Source organism: [Clostridium] celerecrescens 18A (assembly GCF_002797975.1).
Taxonomy (GTDB): Bacteria; Bacillota; Clostridia; order Lachnospirales; family Lachnospiraceae; genus Lacrimispora; species Lacrimispora celerecrescens.
Genome location: NZ_PGET01000001.1, coordinates 4,148,824 through 4,174,537, shown reverse-complemented (window position 1 = coordinate 4,174,537; position 25,714 = coordinate 4,148,824). Strand labels below are relative to the sequence as shown.

General features: G+C 44.9%; 20 protein-coding genes. 12 read left to right on the top strand and 8 right to left on the bottom strand.

The genetic code is table 11. The features are described 5' to 3' along the window. Window positions 1-98: 98 nt before the first annotated feature. The 3 genes from H171_RS18970 (at window position 99) to H171_RS18960 (ending at window position 3,715) form a co-directional block, all read left to right on the top strand. Entirely contained in the window at window positions 99-1,604 is a 1,506-nt protein-coding gene (locus H171_RS18970; protein WP_100306522.1) for a sugar ABC transporter ATP-binding protein, read from the top strand. Then, window positions 1,604-2,590, top strand: coding sequence for an ABC transporter permease (locus tag H171_RS18965; RefSeq protein ID WP_100306521.1), 987 nt, complete (start codon window positions 1,604-1,606; stop codon window positions 2,588-2,590). The genes H171_RS18970 and H171_RS18965 overlap by 1 nt, the downstream gene beginning before the upstream one ends. A gap of 66 nt (window positions 2,591-2,656) precedes the next feature. Continuing rightward, window positions 2,657-3,715 (top strand): arabinose ABC transporter substrate-binding protein, encoded by a 1,059-nt coding sequence (locus H171_RS18960; RefSeq protein WP_100306520.1) that lies wholly within the window; start codon window positions 2,657-2,659, stop codon window positions 3,713-3,715. Window positions 3,716-3,770: 55 nt separating this feature from the next. On the opposite strand, the gene H171_RS18955 is transcribed toward H171_RS18960, so the two are convergent. Next, window positions 3,771-4,619 carry an AraC family transcriptional regulator gene (locus H171_RS18955; RefSeq protein ID WP_100306519.1) on the bottom strand — a complete coding sequence of 283 codons (849 nt, stop codon included), beginning with the start codon at window positions 4,617-4,619 and terminating at the stop codon, window positions 3,771-3,773. A 161-nt stretch (window positions 4,620-4,780) separates the two neighbouring features. Here H171_RS18955 and H171_RS18950 point away from each other — a divergent pair, with 161 nt between their 5' ends. The 4 genes from H171_RS18950 to H171_RS18935 all read left to right on the top strand — a co-directional run bounded on the left by H171_RS18950 (window position 4,781) and on the right by H171_RS18935 (window position 11,276). Further along, on the top strand, window positions 4,781-8,068 hold the full coding sequence (locus tag H171_RS18950; protein ID WP_100306518.1) for a DUF5107 domain-containing protein: 3,288 nt from the start codon (window positions 4,781-4,783) through the stop codon (window positions 8,066-8,068). 343 nt (window positions 8,069-8,411) lie between these two features. Further along, the gene (locus H171_RS18945; protein ID WP_100306517.1) at window positions 8,412-10,082 is read left to right on the top strand and encodes a putative manganese-dependent inorganic diphosphatase; all 1,671 of its coding nucleotides are present in this window, start codon (window positions 8,412-8,414) and stop codon (window positions 10,080-10,082) included. Between the two features lie 103 nt (window positions 10,083-10,185). Beyond that, the gene (locus H171_RS18940) at window positions 10,186-10,752 is read left to right on the top strand and encodes a flavin reductase family protein (protein ID WP_242977104.1); all 567 of its coding nucleotides are present in this window, start codon (window positions 10,186-10,188) and stop codon (window positions 10,750-10,752) included. Then, window positions 10,749-11,276 (top strand): shikimate kinase, encoded by a 528-nt coding sequence (locus H171_RS18935; RefSeq protein ID WP_100306515.1) that lies wholly within the window; start codon window positions 10,749-10,751, stop codon window positions 11,274-11,276. The genes H171_RS18940 and H171_RS18935 overlap by 4 nt, the downstream gene beginning before the upstream one ends. Before the next feature lie 89 nt (window positions 11,277-11,365). On the opposite strand, the gene H171_RS18930 is transcribed toward H171_RS18935, so the two are convergent. The 7 genes from H171_RS18930 to H171_RS18900 form a co-directional block, all read right to left on the bottom strand. Next, window positions 11,366-13,045 (bottom strand): methyl-accepting chemotaxis protein, encoded by a 1,680-nt coding sequence (locus tag H171_RS18930; RefSeq protein WP_166433635.1) that lies wholly within the window; start codon window positions 13,043-13,045, stop codon window positions 11,366-11,368. A 404-nt stretch (window positions 13,046-13,449) separates the two neighbouring features. Next, a complete protein-coding gene (locus tag H171_RS18925) occupies window positions 13,450-15,417 on the bottom strand; it encodes a methyl-accepting chemotaxis protein (RefSeq protein WP_100306513.1) in 1,968 nt (655 codons plus the stop codon). A 233-nt stretch (window positions 15,418-15,650) separates the two neighbouring features. Further along, complete coding sequence (locus H171_RS18920) at window positions 15,651-16,043, bottom strand: arsenate reductase ArsC (protein WP_100306512.1); 393 nt, start codon at window positions 16,041-16,043, stop codon at window positions 15,651-15,653. A gap of 13 nt (window positions 16,044-16,056) precedes the next feature. After that, window positions 16,057-17,793, bottom strand: coding sequence for an arsenical pump-driving ATPase (gene arsA, locus H171_RS18915; protein ID WP_100306511.1), 1,737 nt, complete (start codon window positions 17,791-17,793; stop codon window positions 16,057-16,059). A 1-nt stretch (window position 17,794) separates the two neighbouring features. After that, window positions 17,795-18,172, bottom strand: a complete 378-nt coding sequence (arsD, locus tag H171_RS18910; protein ID WP_100306510.1) for an arsenite efflux transporter metallochaperone ArsD — start codon at window positions 18,170-18,172, stop codon at window positions 17,795-17,797. 88 nt (window positions 18,173-18,260) lie between these two features. Further along, entirely contained in the window at window positions 18,261-19,331 is a 1,071-nt protein-coding gene (arsB, locus tag H171_RS18905) for an ACR3 family arsenite efflux transporter (RefSeq protein ID WP_100306509.1), read from the bottom strand. A gap of 111 nt (window positions 19,332-19,442) precedes the next feature. Next, entirely contained in the window at window positions 19,443-19,760 is a 318-nt protein-coding gene (locus H171_RS18900) for an ArsR/SmtB family transcription factor (protein WP_100306508.1), read from the bottom strand. Window positions 19,761-20,060: 300 nt separating this feature from the next. Between H171_RS18900 and H171_RS18895 the strand changes: the two genes are divergently transcribed. The 5 genes from H171_RS18895 to H171_RS18875 all read left to right on the top strand — a co-directional run bounded on the left by H171_RS18895 (window position 20,061) and on the right by H171_RS18875 (window position 25,712). Beyond that, window positions 20,061-20,567, top strand: coding sequence for a QueT transporter family protein (locus H171_RS18895; RefSeq protein WP_100306507.1), 507 nt, complete (start codon window positions 20,061-20,063; stop codon window positions 20,565-20,567). A 231-nt stretch (window positions 20,568-20,798) separates the two neighbouring features. After that, a complete protein-coding gene (locus H171_RS18890; protein ID WP_100306506.1) occupies window positions 20,799-21,683 on the top strand; it encodes a hypothetical protein in 885 nt (294 codons plus the stop codon). 168 nt (window positions 21,684-21,851) lie between these two features. Next, on the top strand, window positions 21,852-23,231 hold the full coding sequence (gene murC, locus H171_RS18885; RefSeq protein WP_100306505.1) for a UDP-N-acetylmuramate--L-alanine ligase: 1,380 nt from the start codon (window positions 21,852-21,854) through the stop codon (window positions 23,229-23,231). Window positions 23,232-23,639: 408 nt separating this feature from the next. Beyond that, window positions 23,640-24,683, top strand: coding sequence for a DnaD domain protein (locus tag H171_RS18880; protein ID WP_100306504.1), 1,044 nt, complete (start codon window positions 23,640-23,642; stop codon window positions 24,681-24,683). A gap of 36 nt (window positions 24,684-24,719) precedes the next feature. Then, entirely contained in the window at window positions 24,720-25,712 is a 993-nt protein-coding gene (locus tag H171_RS18875; RefSeq protein WP_100306503.1) for an ATP-binding protein, read from the top strand. The last annotated feature ends 2 nt before the right edge of the window (window positions 25,713-25,714 follow it).

Sequence of the window (25,714 nt, the reverse complement as noted above, 5' to 3'; positions counted from 1 at the left end):
GCAATGATAGAGCAAACCTACATAATGATGAATTTTGGTTCGATGATATAATGAACTTATTAAAACATAAAGCTGGAATAAAAAAGAGGAGGTAAGACATGGGGAGCGTATTGGAATTCCAGAATATATCCAAATATTTTCCCGGAGTAAAGGCGTTGGACCAGGTATCCTTTCAGGCGTATTCCGGGGAGGTTCTGGCATTTTTAGGGGAAAACGGGGCTGGTAAGTCCACCTTGTTAAAGGTACTCAATGGAGATTACCAGCCTACCGCAGGAAAATATCTACTGGATGGAGCCCAAAAGCATTTTCAGTCACCTCATGAGGCCATTGAGGAAGGGATTTCCGTCATATACCAGGAGCGGCAGATCCTATTGGAATTATCCGTGGCGGAGAATATTTATCTGGGGAGAATGCCTGTGAGCAGGCTGGGATTCATCGACATCCGCAGGGCGAATGAGATGACTGCAAAAATCATAGAGGATTTTGGCCTTCCCATCAGTCCAGCCACTAAGGTAAAGGATTTAAGTATTGCCTATCAGCAGATGGTGGAGATTATGAAGGCCTATTCCAGAGAAAATCTAAAGGTGATCTGCTTTGACGAGCCTACGGCCTCCCTGTCGGATTCGGAGATCGAATCTCTATTCAGGATCATCGGGAAGTTAAAGGAAGAGGGGAAGATCATCATCTATGTATCCCACCGCATGGACGAGCTTCGGAGGATTACGGATAAGGTGGCGATTTTTAAAGACGGACGCTACGTGGCCACGGTGGAGACTGGAACGGTGCCGGAAGCGGAGTTGATCCTCATGATGGTGGGCCGTGACCTGGGAGATATTTATAGAAGCTTAGACAGGAATAAAGTGATTGGAGATGTACTTCTGGAGGTGAAAAACTTATCCTCGGACTATGTGAAAGAGAATTCCTTTGTACTGCGAAAAGGAGAGGTGTTAGGCTTTTCCGGCCTTGTAGGGGCTGGAAGGACGGAGCTTATGAGAGCCATCATTGGAGCTGACGAGGTAAAAGGCGGTGAGATTTATCTGGAAGGGAAGAAAATACGCAACCGCTCTCCTCACGAAGCAATGGAGCATGGGATTGTTCTCGTTCCGGAGGACCGGAAGCTTCAGGGGATCCTTTCGAATTTAAGCGTCAGCGATAATATGAACATCGCCATGCTGGATACCAATTCCAACAGGCTTGGGTTTGTAAACGGGGAGAAGGAAGAGGAGCTGGCACAAAAGGGAATCCAGGATTTTAAGATCAAGACTCCGTCTCCTGACAAAAAGATCGTGGAGCTTTCCGGCGGAAACCAACAGAAATGTATTGTGGCCCGCTGGATCAGCACGAATCCAAAGGTGCTCATCCTGGATGAGCCAACCAAGGGAATTGACGTAGGCGCCAAATCAGAATTCTATCATATGATCTGTAAGTTTGCCAAGGAAGGGCTGGGGATCATTCTGATATCCTCCGAGCTTCCTGAGGTGATCGGTCTGTCGGACCGGATCATTGTCATGAAATCACTGAGAATCACAGGAGAAATAGCGGCGGAGGAAGCGACCGAAAGCAAGCTTCTGAGTCTGGGTATGATTGGGGAGGTACAGGAATAATGGGAACAAATAAGAAAAGCAGAATCAAAATAAATGGTGACAAGATCGTACTGCTTGCGGCAATCGTGGTGGTATTTGGGCTTTTTACCTCTCTGAATAAGAACTTTCTTTCGGTTACGAACTTAATTAATATTCTGGTGGCAGCTTCCCTTGTAGGGCTGGTGGCTGTGGGCCATACATATTTAATCATTGCAGGGCAGAATGACTTGTCCCCCGGCTCTGTGGCTGCGTTTTCCGGTGTTATGGCGGCTCTTTTAGTAGGCAAGGGAGTTCCTTTCGGGGTTGCGCTGATTCTTACCATTGGCTGCGGGATCCTCATCGGATTTTTCAATTCCTTTATGGTGAACCGGATTCATCTGGAGGCCTTTATTGCAACCCTGGTGACCCAGTCCATTATCAGAGGCTTTGCCTATATCATATGCGGCGGAAAGCCGGTTTCCATCAGCAACAGGACCTTTCTAATCCTGGGAAAAGCAAGGATCTTAAACATTCCCCTTTCCGTATGGATCATGGTAGTCTGTATCATTATCTTTGGCATCATTCTTTCCAAAACGAAATTCGGAAGAAGCGTATATGCCATCGGCGGCAGCATGGAAGCTGCCAGACTAGCAGGATTAAACCCCAAACGGATCATTACCACCTGCTATGTAATGATGGGAATCCTCTGCTCCATCGGCGGAGTCATCTTCGCGGCCCGTATGAATTCCGGCCAGCCGGCGGCTAATGTGAACCTGGAATTTGACGCAATTACGGCGGTTATCCTGGGCGGAGTATCGTTCATCGGCGGAGTTGGAAATATGGGAGGAACCATCCTTGGTATCATACTGATCCAGTCCTTTAATACAGGTCTAACTATGGTAAATGTCCCCAGCTTCTGGCAGTTTGTGGCAAAGGGAGGGCTTCTCTTATTCGCCCTGGCAACAGACTATTTAAGAAAGCAGAAAAGAGAGCGGGATTTACTGGCAGCATCCATGAAGAATTTATAACGTTCCAAGGGAAACCGTCAGGTTTTCTGAAGATAGAGCAAAAATTAAAACAGGAGGGTTTAAATCATGAAAAAAACAGCAGCGATTATTTTGGCAGCAGCAATGGCAATGGGGTTAACAGCCTGCAGTGGATTTGACGATGAAAAGCCGGCGGAGACCACGACAGCAGGTACGGCAGAGACAACAACAGGCGGGACCCAGACGGAAGCAGGGGCAAAGGGTGTCGTTTATGGAATCTACAAAGCCGGGGATCAGACATGGTTCATTGACGAAGGGGCAGCGGCCCAGAAGGCAGTGGAAGAAAAGGGCGATGAATTTATCTATGTGGATGCAAAAATGAATCCGGAAGAATACTTAAAGGCCATTGACAATGCCATCGCAAATAAGGCAAAGGGAATCGTTACCTGTATCCCAGACCAGACCATGTCTCAGGCCGTAGTTGATAAATGCAAGGAAGCTGGCATCCCAATTGTATCGGCCGATGATGCGCTCCAGACGGATTCTGGAGAAAAGATCGCTCCATGGGTGGGCATTAATGCTTATGTGATCGGACAGGCCAATGGCCAGTGGCTGGCGGATTATGCAAATAAAAATAATCTGGCAGGAGATCCGGAATGTGGGTTGATGATTCTGACCATGGATACGGTTTCCTCCTGCGTTCCCAGGGCAGAAGGAGAACTCGACAAGTTTACGGAAGTTTGCCCTGATTTTCCGGAAGAGAGGATTTTCAAAGCTGATCATGACGGGACTACAGATAAGGGAAATGTAGCTGCTACATCAGTCATCACTGCCCATCCGGAAATCAAGAAGTGGCTGGTGACAGGAGCCAATGAGGAAGGTACGATCGGTGCTGTCCGTGCTTTGGAAAGCGCAGGATTAGATGCCAATGCAACTGCAGTAGGCCTTGGAGCTTATATGGCAAAGGATGAGTGGAACAACAAGGGAGCCGACGGAACCTGCATGAAGGCAGCAGCCTATTTCTCCTCTGATTCGGTAGGAGCAGGCTCGGTCAATGTTTTATACGATGTTATCAGCGGAAAAGAGGTTCCTATAGAGACAGCCGTAGACGCGGTGATCGTTACCCCTGAAAATTACAAGGAAGTGATGGGGAAAGCAGCGGAATAAACCGATTGCCCGGTGATGAAAAAAAGCAGCCTCTGCAATGCAGGGGCTCTTTTTTTCAGTTCCTGATAGAGAAACGGTATTCGGAAGGCGTGATTCCCGTGACTTTTTTAAAGGTGGTGCAAAAGCTGCTTTCACTGGTAAAGCCTGTGCTGAAGCAGATGTCCTTGATGGAGATGTCCAGGGACTTTAAAAGGAACTTGGCATTGTTGACCCTGGCTGCGATCACATATTCATGAGGCGAAAATCCGGATTCCTTTTTAAACAGCCGGCTGAAGTAAAAGGGACTTAAGGAAGCCTGATCCGCCAGGTCCTTCAGAGTAAGGGGATCGGTTAGATGTTCGTTGATGTAAGCAATGGTGTCCTCAATGATGCTGGAAGAGACGTTTTCTGAATGCTCAAAGTCCCTGTTGACCAAAAGCTCCGTTAGAATATTAACAATGTAATTGTTCAGCCAGGCCTCTTTGATGGAATAACACTCCCGAAACTGCAGATAAATTTTATGCAGATATTTTTCCAGGCGGTAGGTATCCCTCAGGGTAATGACCGGAGGGCCGCCATCCAGGATTGCCTCATAATATCCTGCCGCACCTAAGCCGTCAAAATGGATCCATTCTGCTTCCCAGCCCGTTGTCGTCCAGTAGGCGTGTGGCTCAAAGCAGTTTAGTATCACTACCTGCCCTTCAACGGCATGAAAGACTCGTCCGCCTGTCTCGACCTGGCATTCTCCTCTCCGGATGAACATGATGAGGAAGCTGTCATAAGAATTCCGGTGAAGGGAATATCCGGGTTCGTACCGGAAAAGTCCCATGTTAACGGGATATAAGAAAATTCTTTCAGCCTGGGCACTGGGCGTATAAACATAATAGTCTGACCCTGAGATGACCCCTCGTTCTGTAGACAGCATATATGGGCCCTCCTTTCTTTTATGAAACCATTATAGAGAATAAACGGAAATTCGTCAATTTAATTAGAGCAATTTTTATAAACTAGTAAGCAACTAAAGCTAATGAAAACCATGATAAAAGATTATATAGTATAGGCAAGAACTTAAAAGGAGGTCTAAGAATGGAAGCAGTAAAAATATGGGAGGAGTCCATTGTCATACCCACTTATGAGGTGGGGGAAGCAGATAAAAATCCGATGTTCCTGGAAAGCCGTGTTTATCAGGGAAGCTCGGGAAAAATCTACCCTTACCCTACCATTGAGAAGATCCATGATACCAGGACGGACAAAGCCTATCAGGCAGTCTGGCTGGAAAATGAATACTTGAAGGTAATGATACTCCCGGAGCTTGGAGGAAGAATCCAGCGGGCCTTTGACAAAACGAATCAATATGATTTCGTCTATTACAACCACGTCATAAAGCCTGCCCTGGTAGGGCTCTGCGGACCTTGGATCAGCGGCGGGATTGAATTTAACTGGCCCCAGCACCACCGGCCGACCACTTATTCTCCTGTGGACTATATGCTGATAGAACATGAGGATGGTTCTAAAACCTGCCGGATCTGCGATGTGGACCAGATGTACGGAACCAAGGGGGAGGCCAGCTTCACCCTGCATCCCGGAAAAGCTTATATCGAGATAAAGGGCCAGCTTTACAACCCCACGCCAATGCCCCAGACCTTTTTATGGTGGGCAAACCCGGCGGTTCCGGTCAATGATCACACTCAGTCCATCTTCCCGCCGGATGTCCATGCTGTTATGGATCACGGAAAAAGGGATGTATCCCGTTTTCCCATTGCAACGGGAGTCTATTATAAGCATGACTACAGTGAAGGCATTGATATTTCCCGTTATAAGAATATTCCGGTACCGACCTCTTACATGGCTGAAAAAAGTGAATTTAATTTTGTAGGCGGCTATGATTACCAGGTGGGAGCGGGAATCCTTCATGTGGCAGACCATCACATTTCGCCAGGAAAAAAGCAGTGGACCTGGGGCTGCGGGGATTTCGGAAAGGCCTGGGACCGGAATCTTACCGATGAGGACGGACCTTACATTGAGCTGATGACCGGTGTTTACACGGATAATCAGCCGGATTTCACTTGGTTAAAGCCAATGGAGGAAAAAACCTTTACCCAGTATTTCATGCCTTATAAAGCCGTTGGCCCCGTGAAAAACGCCTCCATTCACGCCGTCATAAACTTAGAGACAAGGGAAAGTGAGATCCATATTGCTGCATACGGAACCCAGGAGTATCCTGATGCGAGGATTCTGCTGACTTACGGCAAGGAGACACTTCTAGATGAAACCACCCTTCTTTCTCCTGTCCATACTTATGAAAAGACGCTGCATACCGGAGTGGAGGATGAGACAAGGCTGACTTTTAAAGTGCTTTCCGGCGATAGAGAGCTGGTTTCCTATACCCCCTTAAAGAAGGAGGTTCCAAAGCTTCCAAGCCCTGCAAAAGCAGCCGATGATCCGGAAAAGATCATGACAAATGAAGAGTTGTATCTTACCGGGCTTCATATCGAGCAGTACCGCCATGCGACTTACAGACCGGATCCTTATTACATAGAGGGCTTAAAAAGGGATCCTGAAGATATCCGCATCAATAATGCCTATGGCTCCCTGCTTATGCGCAGAGGCTGCTTTGAGGAGGCGGAGGAGTATTTCAGGATGGCGTTAAAACGGGCTGTGCGGAAAAATCCCAACCCTTATGACTCTGAGCCTTATTACAATCTGGGCCTGGCACTTTTGTATCAGGGAAAGATTGAGAAAGCCTTTGATGCTTTTTATAAGGCAACGTGGTCAGGTGAGCAGCAGGAAATGAGCTTTTATTATCTTTCCTGCATCGAATCCATGAGAGGAAATTATGAAAGTGCACTGGAATTTGTAGAAAAGGGACTGGTGAGAAATTCACATAATGTAAAGGCCAGAGCCTTAAACGTCTATCTCCTGCGCCGGCTGACCAGGACGGCAGAAGCCAGAGCTCTTATTGTGGAGAATTTGAAGGTGGACTCCTTTGACTATATATCCCGTTTGGAAGCAGCATATCTGGAGCCAGGACGTCAGGAGGAAATCCGTCTGGAGATAAGCCGGCTGGCCAGAGGCTATCACGAAAACTACTTAATGGCAGCCAGACATTATGCGGAATTCGGTGCATACGAAGCTGCCGTCCAGACCCTGGACCAGTGTTCCGGCAAATGGCCCATGCTCTATTACTATAAAGCCTACTATCTGATGCTTATGGGAAAAGACGGATCAGAAACTTTAAAAGAGGCTTTAAAGCAGGCGGAGGGGTGCAGCACGGATTACTGTTTCCCCAATAAGCTGGAGGACATCTCAGTGCTTAGGTTTGCGGCGGAAAGGAATCCGGAAGGAGCCAACGCCAATTATTATCTGGGAAATTTATATTATGATAAGCTTCAGTACCGTACTGCCCTTTCTTATTGGGAGCAGTCCGCCCGGTTAAATCCCCGGTTCCCAACTGTGTGGAGAAATTTATCACTGGCTTATTACAACAAGGAAAAGGACAGGGAAAGGGCAAAAGAGGCCATGGAAAAGGCCTATCGTCTGAATCCGGCCGATGCAAGGATCTTTCTGGAATTGGATCAGCTTTATAAAAAGCTGGATATGCCTGCAGCAGAACGTCTGGAAAAATATGAAGCTGCCAGAGATGTATTTATGAAGCGTGACGATCTGATGATTGAATATGCAACACTTTTAAATCTATTGGGACATTACGGAGAGGCTTATGAATTCATTATGAGCTATAAATTCCATCCTTGGGAAGGCGGGGAAGGGAAGGTAACTGCCCAGTATGTAGTCTCTCTTGTGGAGCTGGCCAGGCAGGCCATGGATGCAAAGGAATGGGGCAGGGCAGAAGAATACCTGACAAAGGCCCTGAAATATCCGGAGAATCTGGGAGAAGGAAAGTTAGAAGGAACAAAGGACAATCATATCAATTATTATCTGGGTGCGGTCATGGAGAATCTGGGAAAGACTGAGGCAGCAAGAGCCTGTTATGAGGCGGCCAGTGTAGGAACGGAGGAACCGGCAGGCATGATGTATTACAATGACCAGCCTGCGGATATGATTTATTACCAGGGTCTGGCTAAGGAAAAGCTGGGAAAACCGGTGGAGGCCAGGTCCAGGTTCTATAAACTGCTGGATTACGGAGAGCAGCATATGTTTGATAACATGAAGATCGAATATTTCGCAGTATCCCTGCCCGATTTCCTGATTTATGAAGATGACCTGGATAAGAAAAACAAGGCCCATTGCAACTATCTTATAGGGCTTGGAAAAATGGGGCTTGGAGATAGAAAGGGGGCGAAGGAAGCTTTCATGGAGACTATAAAGCTGGATAATGCCCATTTAAACGCAATCCGGTATATAAATATGATATAAGATGGAGACAGAAAAGCAATGGGAGGAAGGATGTTTTTATAACATCTCTTCCTCCCTCTTTCTTTTGTTTTCTGGTTTTTAAGTTCGTCAATGGCTATAACGCCCCGCCCTCTTATTTACAATTTACTAAATTATGATATAATGGGAATACTTCACAAAGAAAAAGCCTCATAAAATGAGGAGACCCCGATTGACAGGCAATCGGGGCAATTATGAAAAATCTATGTGCAATTTGACGATTAAATCAATTTGACTCATATATTTTCTATGTATTTAGTATAAAAAATATATATGAACGGAATATGAACGACCTGTAAACACATTATGAAAAAAGGAGGAAAGTATGGGAGAGAATTATAAGAACAGAAAAACTATCGTAATAGGCCATAAAAATCCAGATACAGATTCCATCTGTTCTGCCATCTGTTATGCAAATTTAAAAAGAAAGCTGACCGGAGAAGAATATCAGCCAGGTAGGGCTGGTCACGTCAACGAGGAGACACAATTCGTGCTCCATTACTTTGAAGTGGAAGCGCCGGAGCTTGTGGAAAATGTGAAGACACAGGTCCGTGATATCGATATTCGTAAAACAAAGGGTGTAAAGAAAAACCTGTCCTTAAAAAAGGCCTGGAAACTGATGCAGGAAGCAAATGTTGTCACCATTCCTACGGTAACTGAGGATGGGATGCTGGAAGGACTGATCACGGTAGGTGATATTGCCAAGTCCTATATGAACGTTTATGACAGCAGCATTTTATCAAAGGCAAATACCCAGTATGAAAATATTGTGGAAACCTTAGAAGGAGCCATGGTAGTTGGTGGAAAGAGCGAATATTTCAATCATGGCAAGGTCCTTATCGCAGCGGCCAATCCTGATATGATGGAATATTACATTTCCAAGGGTGACTTAGTGATCCTGGGGAACCGTTATGAATCCCAGCTATGTGCTATCGAGATGGAAGCGGCCTGCATCATTGTATGCGAAGGTGCAGCGGTATCCATGACGATCAAAAAGCTGGCTCAGGAGCGTGGCTGCACAGTCATGACCACCCCTTATGACACATATACGGCAGCCCGTCTGGTAAATCAGAGCATTCCTATCAGCTATTTCATGACCACCGAAGGGTTGATTTCCTTTGATGAAGACGATTATATTGATGAAATAAAAGATGTCATGGCAAGTAAGCGCCACCGGGATTTCCCGATTCTTGATAAGGATGGAAAATACATGGGAATGATTTCCCGCCGGAATTTGCTCGGTGCAAAGGGAAAACGCCTGATTCTGGTAGACCATAATGAGAAAACCCAGGCAGTGGAAGGCATGGAAAGTGCGGAAATCCTGGAGATCATTGATCATCACAGGCTCGGAACCGTAGAAACTATTTCTCCTGTATTCTTCCGTAATCAGCCGGTAGGCTGTACAGCTACCATCGTATATCAGATGTTTATGGAAAATAACATAGAAATCGAACCGAAGATTGCGGGCCTTCTGTGCAGCGCCATTATCTCGGATACTCTTTTATTCCGTTCCCCTACCTGTACGGAGTCTGATAAAAAGGCAGCTCTTGTCCTTGCGGATATCGCAGGGATCCAGGTGGAGAAATACGCTTCCTCCATGTTCGCGGCAGGAAGTAACCTAAAGGGTAAGACGGATGGAGAGATCTTTTATCAGGATTTTAAAAAATTCACACTTGGCAAAGTGTCCTTTGGAGTCGGACAGATCAGCTCCTTAAACGCCAGCGAACTGGAAGAACTGAAGGACCGGATGCCTCCTTACATGAAAAAAGCAAGAAAAGAGCATGGCGTAGACATGATGTTTTTCATGCTTACCAACATTCTGACAGAATCTACGGTATTGTTATGTGAGGGTCAGGGAGCAAAGCAGATGGTTCTCGGTGCTTTCCGTGCAGAGGAAGAGGAAGGGACGGCAGAAGACCATATCGTAAGTCTTCCAGGCGTGGTATCCAGAAAGAAACAGCTGATTCCTGGCATTATGCTTGCGGTTCAGGAATAGGAGGCTGTCATCAATGAAGAAAAAAGAAACCAATGAATATAGAAAAGCAAATGAAAATATAAAGACCATAAAAAACAGCAGGGTTACCTGGAAGCCTGGTAACATGCTTTACCCGGTTCCTGCGGTTATGGTGAGCTGCCAGAGGGAAGGGGAAAAACCCAATATCATTACTGTGGCATGGGCGGGAACCATATGCTCCACCCCGGCCATGCTGTCCATATCCATCCGCCCGGAACGGCATTCCTATAAGATCATAAAAGAAACCAGAGAGTTTGTGGTAAATCTGGTGACAAAGGATCTGGTGCGGGCTGCCGATTACTGCGGGGTGAAGTCCGGCAGGGAGGTGGATAAATTTGCACAAATGAGGCTGACACCTTGTTCCCTGGAACATGTAAATGCACCCGGAATAGAGGAATGCCCGGTGAATTTAGCCTGCAGAGTTGTGGAAATCAAGCCCCTGGGAAGCCATGACCTGTTTTTGGCTGAGGTGGTTGGCGTGACCGTAAACAGCCGGTACATGGATGAAAAAGGGAAGTTCCACCTTAATGAGGCAGGACTTATCTCCTATTCTCATGGGGAATATTTTGAACTGGGGAAAAAGCTTGGAAGTTTCGGTTATTCTGTGAAAAAGGCAGGAAAAAAGCCGATGGGCAGGAGGAAAAACAAATGACGAGTAAGCTTAATAACATTACGCTGATCGGTATGCCGGCTTCCGGTAAAAGCACAGTAGGCGTTTTGCTGGCAAAACGCCTAGGATATTCTTTTGTGGACGTGGACATTGTAATCCAGGAGCAGGAAGGCCGCCTTTTAAAGGAAATTATTGAAAAAGAGGGCCAGGACGGGTTCCTGGCTGTGGAAAACAGGATCAATGCCGGCCTTAATGTCCGTCATAGCGTCATAGCACCGGGCGGAAGCGTGATCTATGGAAAAGAGGCTATGGAGCATTTAAAAGAGATCAGTACAGTGGTTTATTTAAAGCTTAGCTATGAAAGCGTGGAAGAACGGCTGGGAAATCTGGTAGACCGGGGTGTCGTCTTAAAGGATGGAATGACCTTAAGAGACTTATATGAGGAACGGGTTCCTTATTATGAAAAATATGCCGACATAACCATTGATGAAAACGGCCTTGATGCAGGAATGACGGTTGACAGGCTAAGAGCGATTATGGAGGAACGGTTCGGTCTGACTACATAATTGTCGTTTTTGAATCAGCCTGAATATTTACGAAAATTTAAAAGGTGTCTCAAAAGTATAATTTCGACTTCTGGACACCTTTTTTTATTTTAGACTTTTAACTGAAACTTTCCAATTAAAAGCTTAAGTATCTGAGCCTGTCCGGCCATTTCCTGACTTGCTGCGGCACTTTCCTCTGATGTGGCGGAATTTGTTTGAATCACGCTTGATATCTGATCGATTCCCTGAGTTACCTGGGCAACTGCATATGCCTGATCCTTTGATGCCGAGGATATCTGGTATGCTAAGTCTGCTGCTGTTTTGGAAGACTGGACAATGCGTTCTATGGATTTTGCAGTCTCCTTGGCAATATGATTTCCAGCCTCAATGGAAGCCAGGGTATGCTCAATTAATGCTGTAGTATTTTTTGAAGCTTCCTGGCTTTTATTGGCCAGGTTGCGGACTTCGTCTGCCACAACTGCAAAACCCTTTCCGGCCTCTCCTGCTCTTGCTGCTTCTACGGCTGCATTAAGAGCCAGGATATTGGTCTGGAAGGCAATGTCCTCTATGGTTTTGATTACCTTTCCGATTTCTGAGGATGCATTGCTGATATCCTCCATGGCATTTGTCAGATCCTGCATCTGAGTTTTACCATATTCCAGCTCTGATGCGGTATTGCTCACATGCTGGTTTGTTTCCTTTGCATTCTCTGCATTATGGTTTATGTTATTGGAAATATCATTGATGGTAGCAGCCAGCTCTTCAATAGAGGATGCCTGTTCGGTCGCACCCTGGCTTAACGCCTGAGCGCTGCTTGCCACCTGTTCAGCTCCTGAGGCCACCTGGTCTGAGGACTGGGTTATTTTAGCCATGACATCATTTAAGGAATCAGTAAGATTCTGTATGGCGAGCTGTATGGAACGGAACTCCCCTTTAAATTCCTCAGGGTCATGAGGAATATCAAAATTTCCCTGAGCCATCTGGCTTGTGGTGGAAGAGATATAATCCATATAGTAGGATAAACGCCCCATCATCGTCCTCATGCTGTCTGCGAGATGTCCAAGTTCATCTTCTGATCGATATTCCAGAAGGCATTTTAAATCTCCCTGGGCCATCCGGTCTGCAACCGCTTTCAGTTCGTCAATGGGGCGGGTGATCCCTCTTGTAATGGCGATTGCAATGATAACGGATGTAACAATGGAAATGAGTATAATGATGCCCATAATTGCGATGAATATGGAGGTCAGACGGGAGAGATCGACAGACCTTGAATCACCGGTTGTTGACTTATCTGACAGCATGGTATTGATCGTATCAGCAATCTCCGCTGCCAGGGGAGCTGCCTGGCTTCGAAACGTAGTCATGGCCTCCTTGGGAGAAGTTGCTGCAAGCTCAATGGTATGGCTTCGGACCGCCTCATAGGATATCATCTTTTCTGTTAGCTTGTTGTAAAGTTCCTTTTCCGAGGATGTCTTCATCAGCCCCTGTACCAGTTCCATTTTCTCGTTTATCACTTCAATCTGTTTGTTTAGGTTCTCCTTCTGATTGGCAGTTTCAGTAGGATCTTCCGAAAAAATTATGTATAAAATTGTTGCGCGGTGAGCCTGAAACGCCTGTCCCAGGCTTCCGATATCACCCTGGGCAAATCCATAATCCTGCAATTCAGTATGATATTTCTCATTAACGGTCCGAATGAGCAGAATTCCGATGGTTCCGGCTAAACCTGAAAACAATACAACGATGAGAAATGCAGCAAGCAGCCGGTTTCCAACCTTTCGTTTTTTTAACATACAATGTTCCTCCATGGTTTGAATTTATTTTGCCATAATACGTTTGTTCCATGAATTTTTGGATAAATGTCGGATTTGACATAATATTTCATAATAATTTAATATTATATCTTTTCTTAAATTTCCTGAATATGGAATTACTAATAATTATAGTTATCTTTCCCGTTTTAGTCAATATAGTAGATGGTTACGTGCAAAATTTACTTCAATAAGGATAAAGAAAAAAAGGAGGTTAATGAAAAGTCATCAATTCCGGACAGGAAGGAATATATAGGATCATTCTTTCTGATAAAGGGATGGCCCTTGAGCTGGAAGAATAATCTGTATAAAATAATACCGCTTCATAATGAATGATGATTATTAATTTGCCATTCATCATTCATTATGAAGCGGTTTTATATGAATTAGAACCGGAACTGATCCATCAGGCCATTTAAAATCTGGGCCTGGCTGGAGAGCTCTTCGCTGGTGGCCGCACTCTCTTCCGCCGTAGCGGAGTTGGTCTGCACAACGCCGGATATCTGGTCGATTCCCAGTGCTACATGGGCAATGGAGCTTGCCTGTTCCTGGGAGGCTTCGGCGATATCATATATCAAGGAAGCCATCTTTTCGGAAGAAGCTGCGATCCGTTCCAGAGAATCCGCTGTTTCACCAGCGATTCCCGTTCCCTTCTCTACCGACTGGGCAGAGCTTTCTATGAGGAAAGCGGTGTTTCTTGAGGCTTCTGCGCTTTTTGATGCAAGACTACGCACTTCATCGGCAACGACGGCAAAGCCCTTTCCGGCCTCTCCGGCACGGGCGGCTTCAACCGCTGCATTTAAAGCCAGGATATTGGTCTGGTAGGCGATGTCTTCGATGGTTTTTATGATTTTACCGATTTCACTGGAGGTATGATTGATTTCGTTCATCGCATCGGTCATTCTCTTCATCTGTTCTTTTCCGTTTTCCAGCTGGGCTGAAGTCTCCTTTGCCTGGAGAGTGGCTTCTTCTGCATTCTTGGCATTTAAATCCACATGAGAAGAAATAAGGCTTATGGTAGCCACCAGCTCTTCTACGGAACTGGCTTGCTCAGTTGCTCCCTGGGAGAGCGCCTGCGCCCCTGCGGATACCTGTTCCGCACCGGAGGCTACCTCCTCAGAGGACTGGCTGATCCTTAAAAGAGTATCTCTGAGCCTGTACTGTAACTGGGTCATGGCCTGAAGAATCCCGCCAAATCCTCCTACATAGGCGGATTCGCAGCTGGAAGAAACCGTTAAGCTGCCTTCTGCCATCTCATTGAGAATATGATCCACATCTCCGATAATCATTTTTAAACTGTCCACCAGTTCCCGGGTAGCTCCTGCCAGCACACCGGTTTCATCCTGGTTGTTGATTACAGGAACCGGAGATTCCAGATCACCCTGTACCAGTCTTTTTAAGCGTTCGGCACAGGCATTTACTGGATTTCCGATTTTTCCAGCTAGGACAACGGATATGATTCCGGACACAGTCAATGCTGTGATGAGCAGTATTACCGAAATGATGATTCCGGTTATGGTCGCTCCCATAAAGTCCGTCATGGGAGCTTTGAGGCCGAAGCTCCAGCCGTCAGTCCCTTCAATGGGTGCATAAGCCAGGAATTCGTTTACACCACCCTTGTTGTAACGGCCAAAGCCACTATTTCCTTCAGTCATTCCTTTTTCAAGAGCAGCAAGGGCGGCCAAACCGGGATCTGTCTTTGCGAGCTCCTGGGTATTTGTCACATTGGTTACTTTCTCCATATCCACATCGGCAATGATACCGCCGCTTCTGTTCAGTATGTACGAACTGCTTCCTTTGCTTATCTTTATGCTGCCAACGATGTCATTTAAAAAAGTCTCAGTAGGGACAAAGTACACGACGCCTACTACTTTGGAATCCGGAATTCCCTTATCCCACAATGGGGCGGAAATTATAATGGTAAGCTGTCCTGTGATCTTACTGATTAAGGGATCGGATACCACTGTCTCGCCCTTTAGGGATTTTTGGAAATAGTCCCGGTCAGAATAGTCTTTTCCATCAAATAAGCTGACTCCGTCTGCTCCCAGTATGTTTCCCCGCTGAAAGTCATAGGTTTTTGCCTTCTGGTCCATGATGGCTTTTTTATCTGCCACGCTGGTTCCCGGGCTTGAAAGACGGTCAATGCTGCCGACCTCATTGGCGATATTTTTATAAATATCCAGTTCTTTGGAAACTCGCTGTGAGGCGGTGCGTGCCAGTTCCGTCATGGTCTGGTTCATGGTTCCGATCATGCTGGAATAGTTTAGATAAATACTGGTACCACCCACTGCACCCAGGGAAATAAATACTGTCAAAGCCATGCTAAGCAGTATTTTTGTTTTTATACTTTTCATAATCACTTCTCCTTTGTAATTCGCTTAAGGCTGCGAATTTAAGTATACTTTATGTTGGGAAAAATGTCTAATTCCTTTTCTACGATATGATGCAAATTGTCATTAGACAATAAAGATTACTTGATATCATCAGTAAGGCTGGTCCCGGCAGAAAAGTATTTACGGGTTTAATGCCTTTTCTTATTTAATATACGTTAAATACCGCCGTTGATTATAGTCAACGGCGGTATTACCTATCGTCTTAATTCATTTGCCAAATCTCTGATTTTTGATTCAATAACACAGATTGTTTCGATAAAATCCTGATCGCTCTTGCCTGTTGGGTCGCTTAGTCCCCAATCCTCACGACGCTTACATGGCAGGAATGGGCATTGTACGTTGCATCCCATCGTCACCACAATATCCACGGGCGGAATTTCTGATAAGAGTTTGCTATATTGCATTGCCTCCATATCAATATTGTAAAGCTGTTTCATTAGGCGCACTGCGTCCTGGTTGATTTGAGGCTTGGTTTCTGTCCCTGCCGAATAGCACTCCATAACATCACCTGCAAGATGGCGGCCTAATGCCTCTGCAATTTGACTGCGGCAAGAATTATGAACACAAATAAATGCTGCCTTTACCATATCATCCGTCCTTTCAAAGCATTAACAAACGGTCACCTTTGATTTCATCAGCACTCCATCCAATTAATGCAAATTTACCGCCAGCATGTTTATCAACACGATTAAGCCATTCGACCTCATTTGCTGCCTTTGCTGCCAACATGGGATTGGTGGTATCCGTACCGTACAGGGATTGATTAATAATCCACCACTGAGCGGATATACCTGCCCGCTTCAGATCGTCTTCCAAACGCAATGCCTCATAAACAGGTGTCGCTTCGGGCAGGGTCACAATTAGAACTTCGGTTTCATCAGACTTCAGCCTTGGCAGAAGCTTCTTCACTGATTCGGGGATTTCACCTTTTGTTCGCTGAATCTCATGATTGTAACTTTGAGTGGATTCCAGCAAAAGCAGGGTATGACCGGTAGGTGCTGTATCAATTACAACTACCTGATTGTCAGCTTTATCTACTATTTCTGCAAAGGCACGAAACACAGCAATTTCCTGTGTACAGGGAGAACGCAAATCTTCCTCAACATAGGCAATATCCCCATCGCTCATACCAGACGAACGAGCTTTATGAAGCACTTCAGACTGGTATTTTTTCAGTTCTTCGGCTTCATCGATATGGCTCATAGAAACGCCGAAGTTTTCGTCCAGTACAAATTTCAGATGTGCGGCGGGGTCGGTTGTTGTAAGATGAACTTTTTTCCCACGCTTTGCAAGGCCCAACGCCACAGCCGCGGCAACAGTAGTTTTTCCAACGCCGCCTTTGCCCATCGTGAAAATAACGCGCTTGCCGCTTGCTGCCAGTTCGTCGATCACATGATTTAACGCAGGAACATGAACTGAGTTCAGCGTTTCATTGTGTACAGTTACATAGTCAGTATTCAGTAAGGCACGCACATTTTCAAGTCCTGTGACGTTATAGGCACGTAAGGGCACCATATGGAGCGGAAGCGTTTGCAGACTTTCCGGCATTGCATGAAGTGCGGTCTGCTGCTTCTCATACAGGTTGGAAGAAAGTGAGTCGCTGTGTTCCGTCAGTACACCATTGATAACCAGCATTTGATTGAGAACCCCTAGTGAAGAAAGTTCTCCAAAAGCCCGTGCTGCTTCTTTAAACGGTGCTGTCTCGGGGCGTGTAACAAGGATTAATGTGGTCAGGTTCCCATCTGCCAGAGTTTCCACAGCCTGCTTGTAAATCGCCTTTTTGCTTTCCAAACCGGAAAGCTGACCCAAACAGGACGCACCATGAGTGCTCTCGCTGATAAAGTTACTCCATGCGGACGGGAGCTGGAGCATGCGCAGAGTGTGGCCCGTGGGTGCGGTGTCAAAAATAATATGGTCATATTCCTGCTGTATCTTATCATCTGTGATAAAATTTGAAAATTCATTAAACGCCGCAATCTCCACGGTGCAGGAGCCAGAAAGCTGTTCCTCCATGTTGGCGAGAACCGCTCCAGGAAGTTTGCCGCGAAAGGGGGCAATGACGCTTTCCCGATATTCAGCAGCCGCCTTAATTGGGTCGAGATTCGCCACTACCAAATTAGGCACGTCGGGAATCGGAGTCCCCTTATTTGTTAACTCCATGGAAAAGACGTCCTGCAAATTAGATGCCGGGTCGGTACTGATTAACATCACTCGTTTTCCGTTGTCTGCCAGTGATACAGCGGTGGCGCAGGCAACGCTGGTTTTTCCCACGCCGCCCTTGCCTGTATAGAAGAGATACTTTGTAAGCTTGATAGTACAAGGGTCAAATAAATTCACTTTAGCAGCAGCCTCCTTTGCAGCAGCAGCCTTCGTTTCCCTGCGCTTTTTCCGCTGGTTTTCCCAGCAGATTGGCAGGCAGGCCCAACCACTCTGTAAATTCCGCATTTGTGGGGTATTTGCCGGTCAAAACGATTTTTCCGTCCATCACGGTAACGGGCAATTCGTCTGGCCCTTTTTCGTTGATGAAGTCATTCACCGCCTTATTATTCACAAACTCCATTGGTGCACTGTTAAGATTAAAACGATCAACGGTTACGCCATGCTTTTTCAACGTATCAAGTACAGTAGAGATACGAAGCAGTTCGGGGTCAACCCCTACTCCGCAAAGTCCAGTCGAGCAGCACATAGCAGGTTCAAAAATTTGCATTGTTTTCATAAAGTTACCTTCTTTCATTGAATTTATTTTAGAATCGCGTCTCGTGAAGAAGCGTTCCGGATTAACAGGCAGCGTGCAGGAGAGTCTATCACTGGGAGTCTCTGTTTCTTTTCTCCTTTGGAAACCATGTTTGTGTACTGTTTGCTATTTTTACTAATATTAACATGACGGGCACTTCGGTCAAGACCCCAACGGTAGTAGCAAGCGCAGCGGCAGAGCTGGTGCCGAACAGGGCGATTGCCACAGCAACAGCGAGTTCAAAGAAGTTAGATGCGCCGATCATACCGGCTGGTGCGGAAATGGAGTAGGGCAGTTTCAGCAGTCGGGCGGCAAAGTAAGCGATAAAGAAAATAAGGAACGTCTGAATAATCAGAGGAACAGCGATTAAAACAATGTGGAGAGGATTGCGGATTATGGTTTCGCCTTGAAATGCAAAAACCAGTATCAATGTTAATAATAGTCCCACCATTGTAACGCCATCAAATTTTTTGATAAATGTATTGTCGAAATAAACGGAACCTTTCTTTTTAATTACCAATGTTCGAGTCAGCATTCCACCTGCCAGTGGAATTACAACAAACAGCACCACTGATAAAATCAGTGTATCCCACGGCACAGCGACATTGGAAACGCCAAGCAAGAATTTTACAATAGGAACAAAGGCTACTAAAATAATAAGGTCGTTGGTTGCTACCTGTACCACGGTATAAGCGGGATTCCCTTTCGTTAAACTGCTCCACACAAAAACCATCGCAGTACAAGGCGCAGCTCCTAAAAGTACTGCGCCTGCCAGATATTCCGTTGCCAAATCCGGCGAGATGAATGCTCTGAAAATCACAAAGAAAAACAGTGAAGCGATTGCATACATGGTAAATGGCTTAATAAACCAGTTAGTAACCCATGTGACAAACAGTCCTTTGGGATTTTTGCCAACATTTTTAATACTTTGAAAATCTACTTTCATCATCATAGGGTAAATCATTAGCCAGATTAAAATGGCCATGGGTATAGAAACTTTTGCATACTCAAACTGATTCATAAAGGCGGGAATAGCTGGCAGAAACTTTCCTGTTAATACGCCTATCACCATACAGAGAATAACCCATACGGTAAGATATTTTTGAAAAAAGCCTATATCTGTTTGTTTTTCAGATTTCATATAATTATGCTCCTGTCATATTGAATTTTTTCTATATTACGACAATTTTTTTATCGGTGCCAAATTTCCACTAGGGAATATGACACCGACAGTGCGGTGACAGTAATGCATCTATATATCACCACCTTTACGATAGCATATGCAATCAGGGTCTGAAGTGAATATCTCTCCTAACTGCTGATAAAAAGCGTTTAGGCGTTCCTCATTTAATGAATAATATATCCATTTGCCTTCCGGCCTTGCTTTTACCAAACCAGAGTCTATTAAGACTCTCATATCATGGGATAGGGTCGGTTGGGTGATATGAAACTTTTCTAAAATCTTGCAGGCACAAAGCTCTCCGCAAGAAAGCATATCAACAATGCGTAATCGTTTTGGATCGGACAACGCCTTTAGAACTTTAGCGTTCTGAATGTATTTTTCTTCCATAGTACAACCTCACATAGAATATTTTCTATATATTATCATATGCCTTAAATTAAAATATGTCAATATAATTTAACTTTTTTATATCATCCATAATTGCTTCAATACATTCTTCGCAAAATGGACAATTTCCGTTACAAATTTTGGGTCATTACTTGCCTTTTAACGTATTTTGTGCTACACTTTTTTATGCAATAAGGTCGCAGACCCCTTGATTTTCCTACATATCAAGGCCCACTGCATTCAACGACCGGTGTGTTCGAGACCTTCCACACCTAAAACAAAACTAAAGGAGAAATGAATATGCATTACAAAACTTCAGAAAAAACCTATTTTATGGTTTTTTCAGCGGCGATTGCTGCAGTCTACACTGTGCTGACCATGGTTTTCGCACCAATCAGCTTCGGCCCCATCCAGTTTAGAATTTCAGAGATCCTCTGTATTCTGCCATTTTTTACTCCGGCAGCAATTCCTGGACTGTTCATTGGCTGCTTCCTGTCAAATTTATTATGCGGAGCTGCAACCCTGGATGTGATATTAGGAAGTCTTGCAACCCTGATCGGAGCTATCGGTTCCTATAAGCTTCGGAAAAACAGGTGGCTGGTATGCCTTCCGCCGATTTTGGCAAATACCATTATCATCCCATGGGTTCTGCGGTACGCTTACGGCTCAGAGGATTTTATCTGGTATGCGATGCTGACAGTGGGGATAGGAGAAATTCTTGTAATTGGAATCCTTGGCAACATACTGCTTGGTGTGCTGAACAATTATAGGCATGTAATATTCGGGCGTTTCCAGTCGGATAAATAAAGACCATGTAATTTTACGGTGCCGCAGCTTAGCTTCATGCATTTAAGAGCTACTTTTGAGCTTGTTCAGGTGTTTTGTAATAAGCATCCTGAATAAGCTTTCTTTTTTATACGATAGCAAAAGTATTCCATAAAAGGCAGGTTACAATCGTTATATAAATGGAAAATGTGACCAAAATGTAACCGCCTTTATTTATAATTATATCATAACACAAGGATGATGGTGGAAATTATGACAAAAGGAAGAGTGAGTGTAGTTCGCGGTACCGACCGGTATATCACTGTAGCAGTGGATGAATGCGACAATTGGAGCGTTAAGGGGGTTATGTTTCATTGTGATGATTCTCAGGGGATCCAATACGGCAGTATGCTGGAGATGATTTTAAATATGGACCGTATATTTGATTCCATGAGTTGTCCAAAACAGACATTTCAAATGCGTCACTTTCCCGGGACAAATCCTCCAGATTTTGTGACGCGGATCAGCAAAGAGAAAGAACGAAAGGGAAAACGTAGTACCTTCCGCATATATGTACAGTATCGTTACCATGCCAGCTGGCAGGGGTTAATCCATTGGGAGGATGGAGACAGGCAGGAGTCATTTGAAAGCATGCTTCAATTAATACTCTTAATGAACAAAATGTTAAGAGGTGACTTCCTGATGGGACAAGAAGGGGAACCAATGAATTCCTTTCATGTGGCCATTGATGATTATGAATCCGGACGGATCATGGGAAATTATCAAAATATTCCTGCTGACCTGACAGAAAGGCACGATGTTCTGGCTGATCTGGCAGGAACCCTGGGAAGTTTTATGGATATTAGGGCTTCTAAGGAAAAAATTCCAAAGTATGGAGTCAAGTATGGACGTCTGATTTCCAATGAAGCCTGTTCCATGTGCAGAAGAGGCGGGCAAACTGCAACTTTTTCAATAAAAGTCATGTTTCGTGAACATTCTACATGGCAGGGTATTATTTACTGGCGGGAAGGCAGGGTGGAGCAGCCTTTCCGAAGCTATAAGGAGATGCTTTATCTGATGGTATCTGCAATAGGAATGCCGCAGGTAAGCAGCGGCAACATGGTGGAAGAGATGCCAAAGATTGCCTTGGGATCATAAGGACTGTGTCATAAAATGCACTTTACAGAACATAAAATCTGTAAGGTGCATATTTTTTGATTATAATTAAATTGTAGATTTTCTCTGTGCTTTCTTATATAATAAGAAAGGACACAGTAAAGGAAGGCATTCATTATTACAGAAAACAAAATTAAGGATGGAAAAAGCATGTATCAAATTGATTTTCATAAACCAGAGGCAATTCATTTTATTGGAATAGGCGGAATCAGCATGAGCGGTTTGGCGGAAATTCTCATTGACGAGGGATTTACCGTTACTGGGTCAGATTCCCAAAAATCAGAGCTGACACGCCATTTAGAGACAAAGGGTGCAGCGATCGCATATGGACAGCGGGCAGAAAATATTAGAGAAGGAATTGACGTGGTTGTCTATACCGCTGCGGTCCATTCCGATAATCCGGAATTTGCAAGGGCTAAAGAAAAAGGGCTTCCCATACTAAGCCGAGCAGAACTCCTTGGACAGATGATGAAAAATTATGAAAATTCCATAGCCGTATCAGGAACCCACGGAAAGACAACCACCACATCTATGATCACTGAGATTCTTTTGGCAGCTGAGACAGACCCCACCATATCGGTAGGCGGAATCTTAAACTCCATTGGCGGCAATATCCGGGTAGGAGGCCCAAGTCTGTTTGTAACAGAAGCCTGCGAATATACCAATAGCTTTCTGTCTTTTTTCCCTACCATGGAGGTGATCCTGAATATAGAGGCAGATCATCTGGATTTCTTTAAAGATATTAAGGATATCCGCCACTCTTTTCGCTTGTTTGCCGAAAAGCTTCCCCCAAACGGCTCCCTGGTGATAAACAATGACATAGAGAGCAGGGAGGAGATTACCCAGGGACTTCCATGTAATGTGATTACATATGGAAAGGAACCGGGAAGCAGATATCAGGCCGAAGCCATCCGTTTTGACGATTTAGCAAGGGCTACTTATGATTTAAAGGTGGACGGAAATATTGTGGAAACCGTAACTCTTGGAGTTCCGGGAGAGCATAATGTGTATAATTCCCTGGCAGCTGCAGCCGTTTGTACGGAGCTGGGAATCGGTTTGGAGCTGATTAAAAAAGGCCTGAAGCGTTTTACAGGCACTAACCGGCGTTTTGAAAAAAAGGGAGAACTGTCTGGCATTACCATTATTGATGATTATGCTCACCATCCCCAGGAAATCAGGGCAACTCTGGAAACGGCAAAGCATTATCCCCATAAAAAGCTGTGGGTGGCATTCCAGCCTCATACGTATACCAGGACAAAAGCATTTCTGGATGATTTTGCAGAGGCACTGTCTCTGGCGGATGAGGTGATTCTGGCGGACATCTATGCGGCCCGTGAAGCGGATGATTTAGGAATCAGTTCCAGGGATATTGCAGAGAGAATCGAACAAAGAGGCGTTAAAGCCCATTATTTTTCATCGTTTGATGAGATTGAGACATTTATTTTAGAAAATTGTATACACGGTGATTTGTTGATAACTATGGGGGCCGGAGATATCGTAAAAGTGGGAGAAAAGCTTTTAGGCTTATAGTTATCCACATTATCCACATAGTTTTCAACATTTTATGTTAAGAAGCTATGTGGATTTTTTAATTTACATAATTTATAGTCTAACAATTTAAAAAATCTCGGTTTTATCAGCAAATCGACATGATTCGGAGGAGAAATTCTATTTATGTATACCTGGTTTCCACATTATCCACATTATCCACAATTCATATGGTGGATAACTACGGCTATTTTCTTTTGATACGACCTGTGGTATGATATTCACGAAAGCAATGAGCAGTGCGAAATAGGGCACGGGAAATTTTCGTTGTGCTTGCACATAGGAAAATCTTCCCATGGCCTATTTCATAGGGCGAAAGTCCGTGAGCGAGAGAAGCCACAGGCTTCTCTCGCTGCACTGCGGACTGGCTATATAAAAAAGGTGAGGGTTATGACATTGAATATTAAAAGCAGTTTCAAGATCAACGTTACGGTCATTACCAATGAGTTCATTGACGAATACATGGCTGCGGCCAATGGGGAATACATAAAAGAATATTTATATTTAATGCGCCATGAAGGAGAAGAAATCACCATTTCTATGATCGCGGATGCGTTAAACCATACAGAAGCAGATGTATCGCGGGCCTTATCATACTGGAAGAATGCCGGAGTCCTCAAAGAGGAAGTTCCATTAAAACAGACGGTATCTCCAGCAGCATCAGAAACAGCCTGTTCCGGAATAATCGCAGAGGAACAAGCGAAACCGGCACCATCCGGCCGCCGTATGGTCTACTCCCCAGAAAAAATAAGCGGTCTGGCCGGAGATGAGGATTTCTCTCAGCTTCTTTATATAGCCCAGAAATACATGAATAAGGTATTCACCCAAAGGGAGTGTGAGGTGTTCGCCTATCTATATGACGGCCTGCACATGCCTGCTGAGCTTTTAGAATACGTGGTAGAATACTGTGTGCAAGGCGGTCACAGCAGCATCCGTTATATTGAAACGGTGGCTATCAGCTGGCATGAAAAAGGGTTCCGGACCGTGGAGGATGCCAAGAGCTTTGCCCTTACCTTTACCAAGGATTCCTTTGCAGTTATGAAAGCCTTTGGATTAAATGACAGGAAACCCGGAGATCTTGAGAAGGACTTCATAGACAGGTGGTTCCGCGCCTATGGATTTGCCAGGGAGCTGGTTGTTGAAGCCTGTAACCGGACACTGGCGGCCACTCATGCGCCCAGCTTTCAGTATGCGGACAAAATATTAGAGGGCTGGAAAAAAGCCGGTGTACGCTCCATGGAGGAGATCAAAAAGCTGGACGAACAGTATGCGGACCGAATGAGAAGCGGAGAACATAAAACAGGAAAAAACGGTGATAATAAACAGGCTCAAGGCACTAAGGGGAGAAGAGGACAGAACCAGTTTCAGAATTTCCCTCAAAGAGAGATTGATTATGATGCCCTTGTTTTAAAGCAATTAACGGAACGGCAGTAATATTACATAAGGTCAGCAGGATGAATGGAGGTAATTATGGCGCTGAGCAATTCACAGTACAATGCTATCATGCGGGCATATGGACAGCAGCAGTTTAAAAACCGACATGAACAGGAAGAGCGGATTGCGGAAGTATACCGCAGGATTCCGGTTATTAAAGAGCTTGATGATTTCATCAGCACCAGTGCAGTGGCCAGTGCGCGCAGGCTGCTTGAAGGGGACAAGGGAGCCCTTAAGGACTTAAGGAATGAAATTGCAGACTTAAGAGAACAGAAAAGTGTACTTTTGAAGGCAGCCGGTTATTCTGCGGACTATATGGAGATGCGCTACCGGTGCCCGGATTGTAAAGATACCGGATACGCAGATGGGACCAAGTGCCACTGTTTCCGCCAATCTGAAATGAAATATCTTTATGCGCAGTCAAACATTGAACAGATTATTGCCGTCGAAAATTTCCATACATTTTCTTATGAATACTTTGATGATACCAGGGTAGTCCCGGTTCTTAACAGGACCGTCAGACAGTATATGGGACAGGTTGTGGAGACCTGCAAAAGCTTTGTAAAGGGATTTTCCGGGGAACATGAAAATCTGCTTTTTACAGGCCCTACAGGAGTCGGTAAAACGTTCTTAACAAACTGCATCGCCAAGGAGTTAATTGACCGGTATTATTCCGTGATATACTTATCGGCCAATGACTTATTTGAGGTGTTTTCAAAAAACCGCTTCGATTACCAGGATGAAGAAGATATGAAAGGGATGTACCATTATATTCTGGACTGCGACCTTCTGATCATTGATGATCTGGGCACAGAGCTTAATAACAGCTTTACATCTTCCGAATTGTTTTACTGCATCAACGAACGGCTTAATTCTACCAGGTCCACGATTATTTCTACAAACCATCCCATAAATGAGCTGAGGGACCGGTACACAGAACGTGTGACATCAAGGCTGATCAGCCGCTATACGGTGATCCCCCTTTATGGAGACGATATACGCATCAGAAAGAAACATATCAATAAATAAAA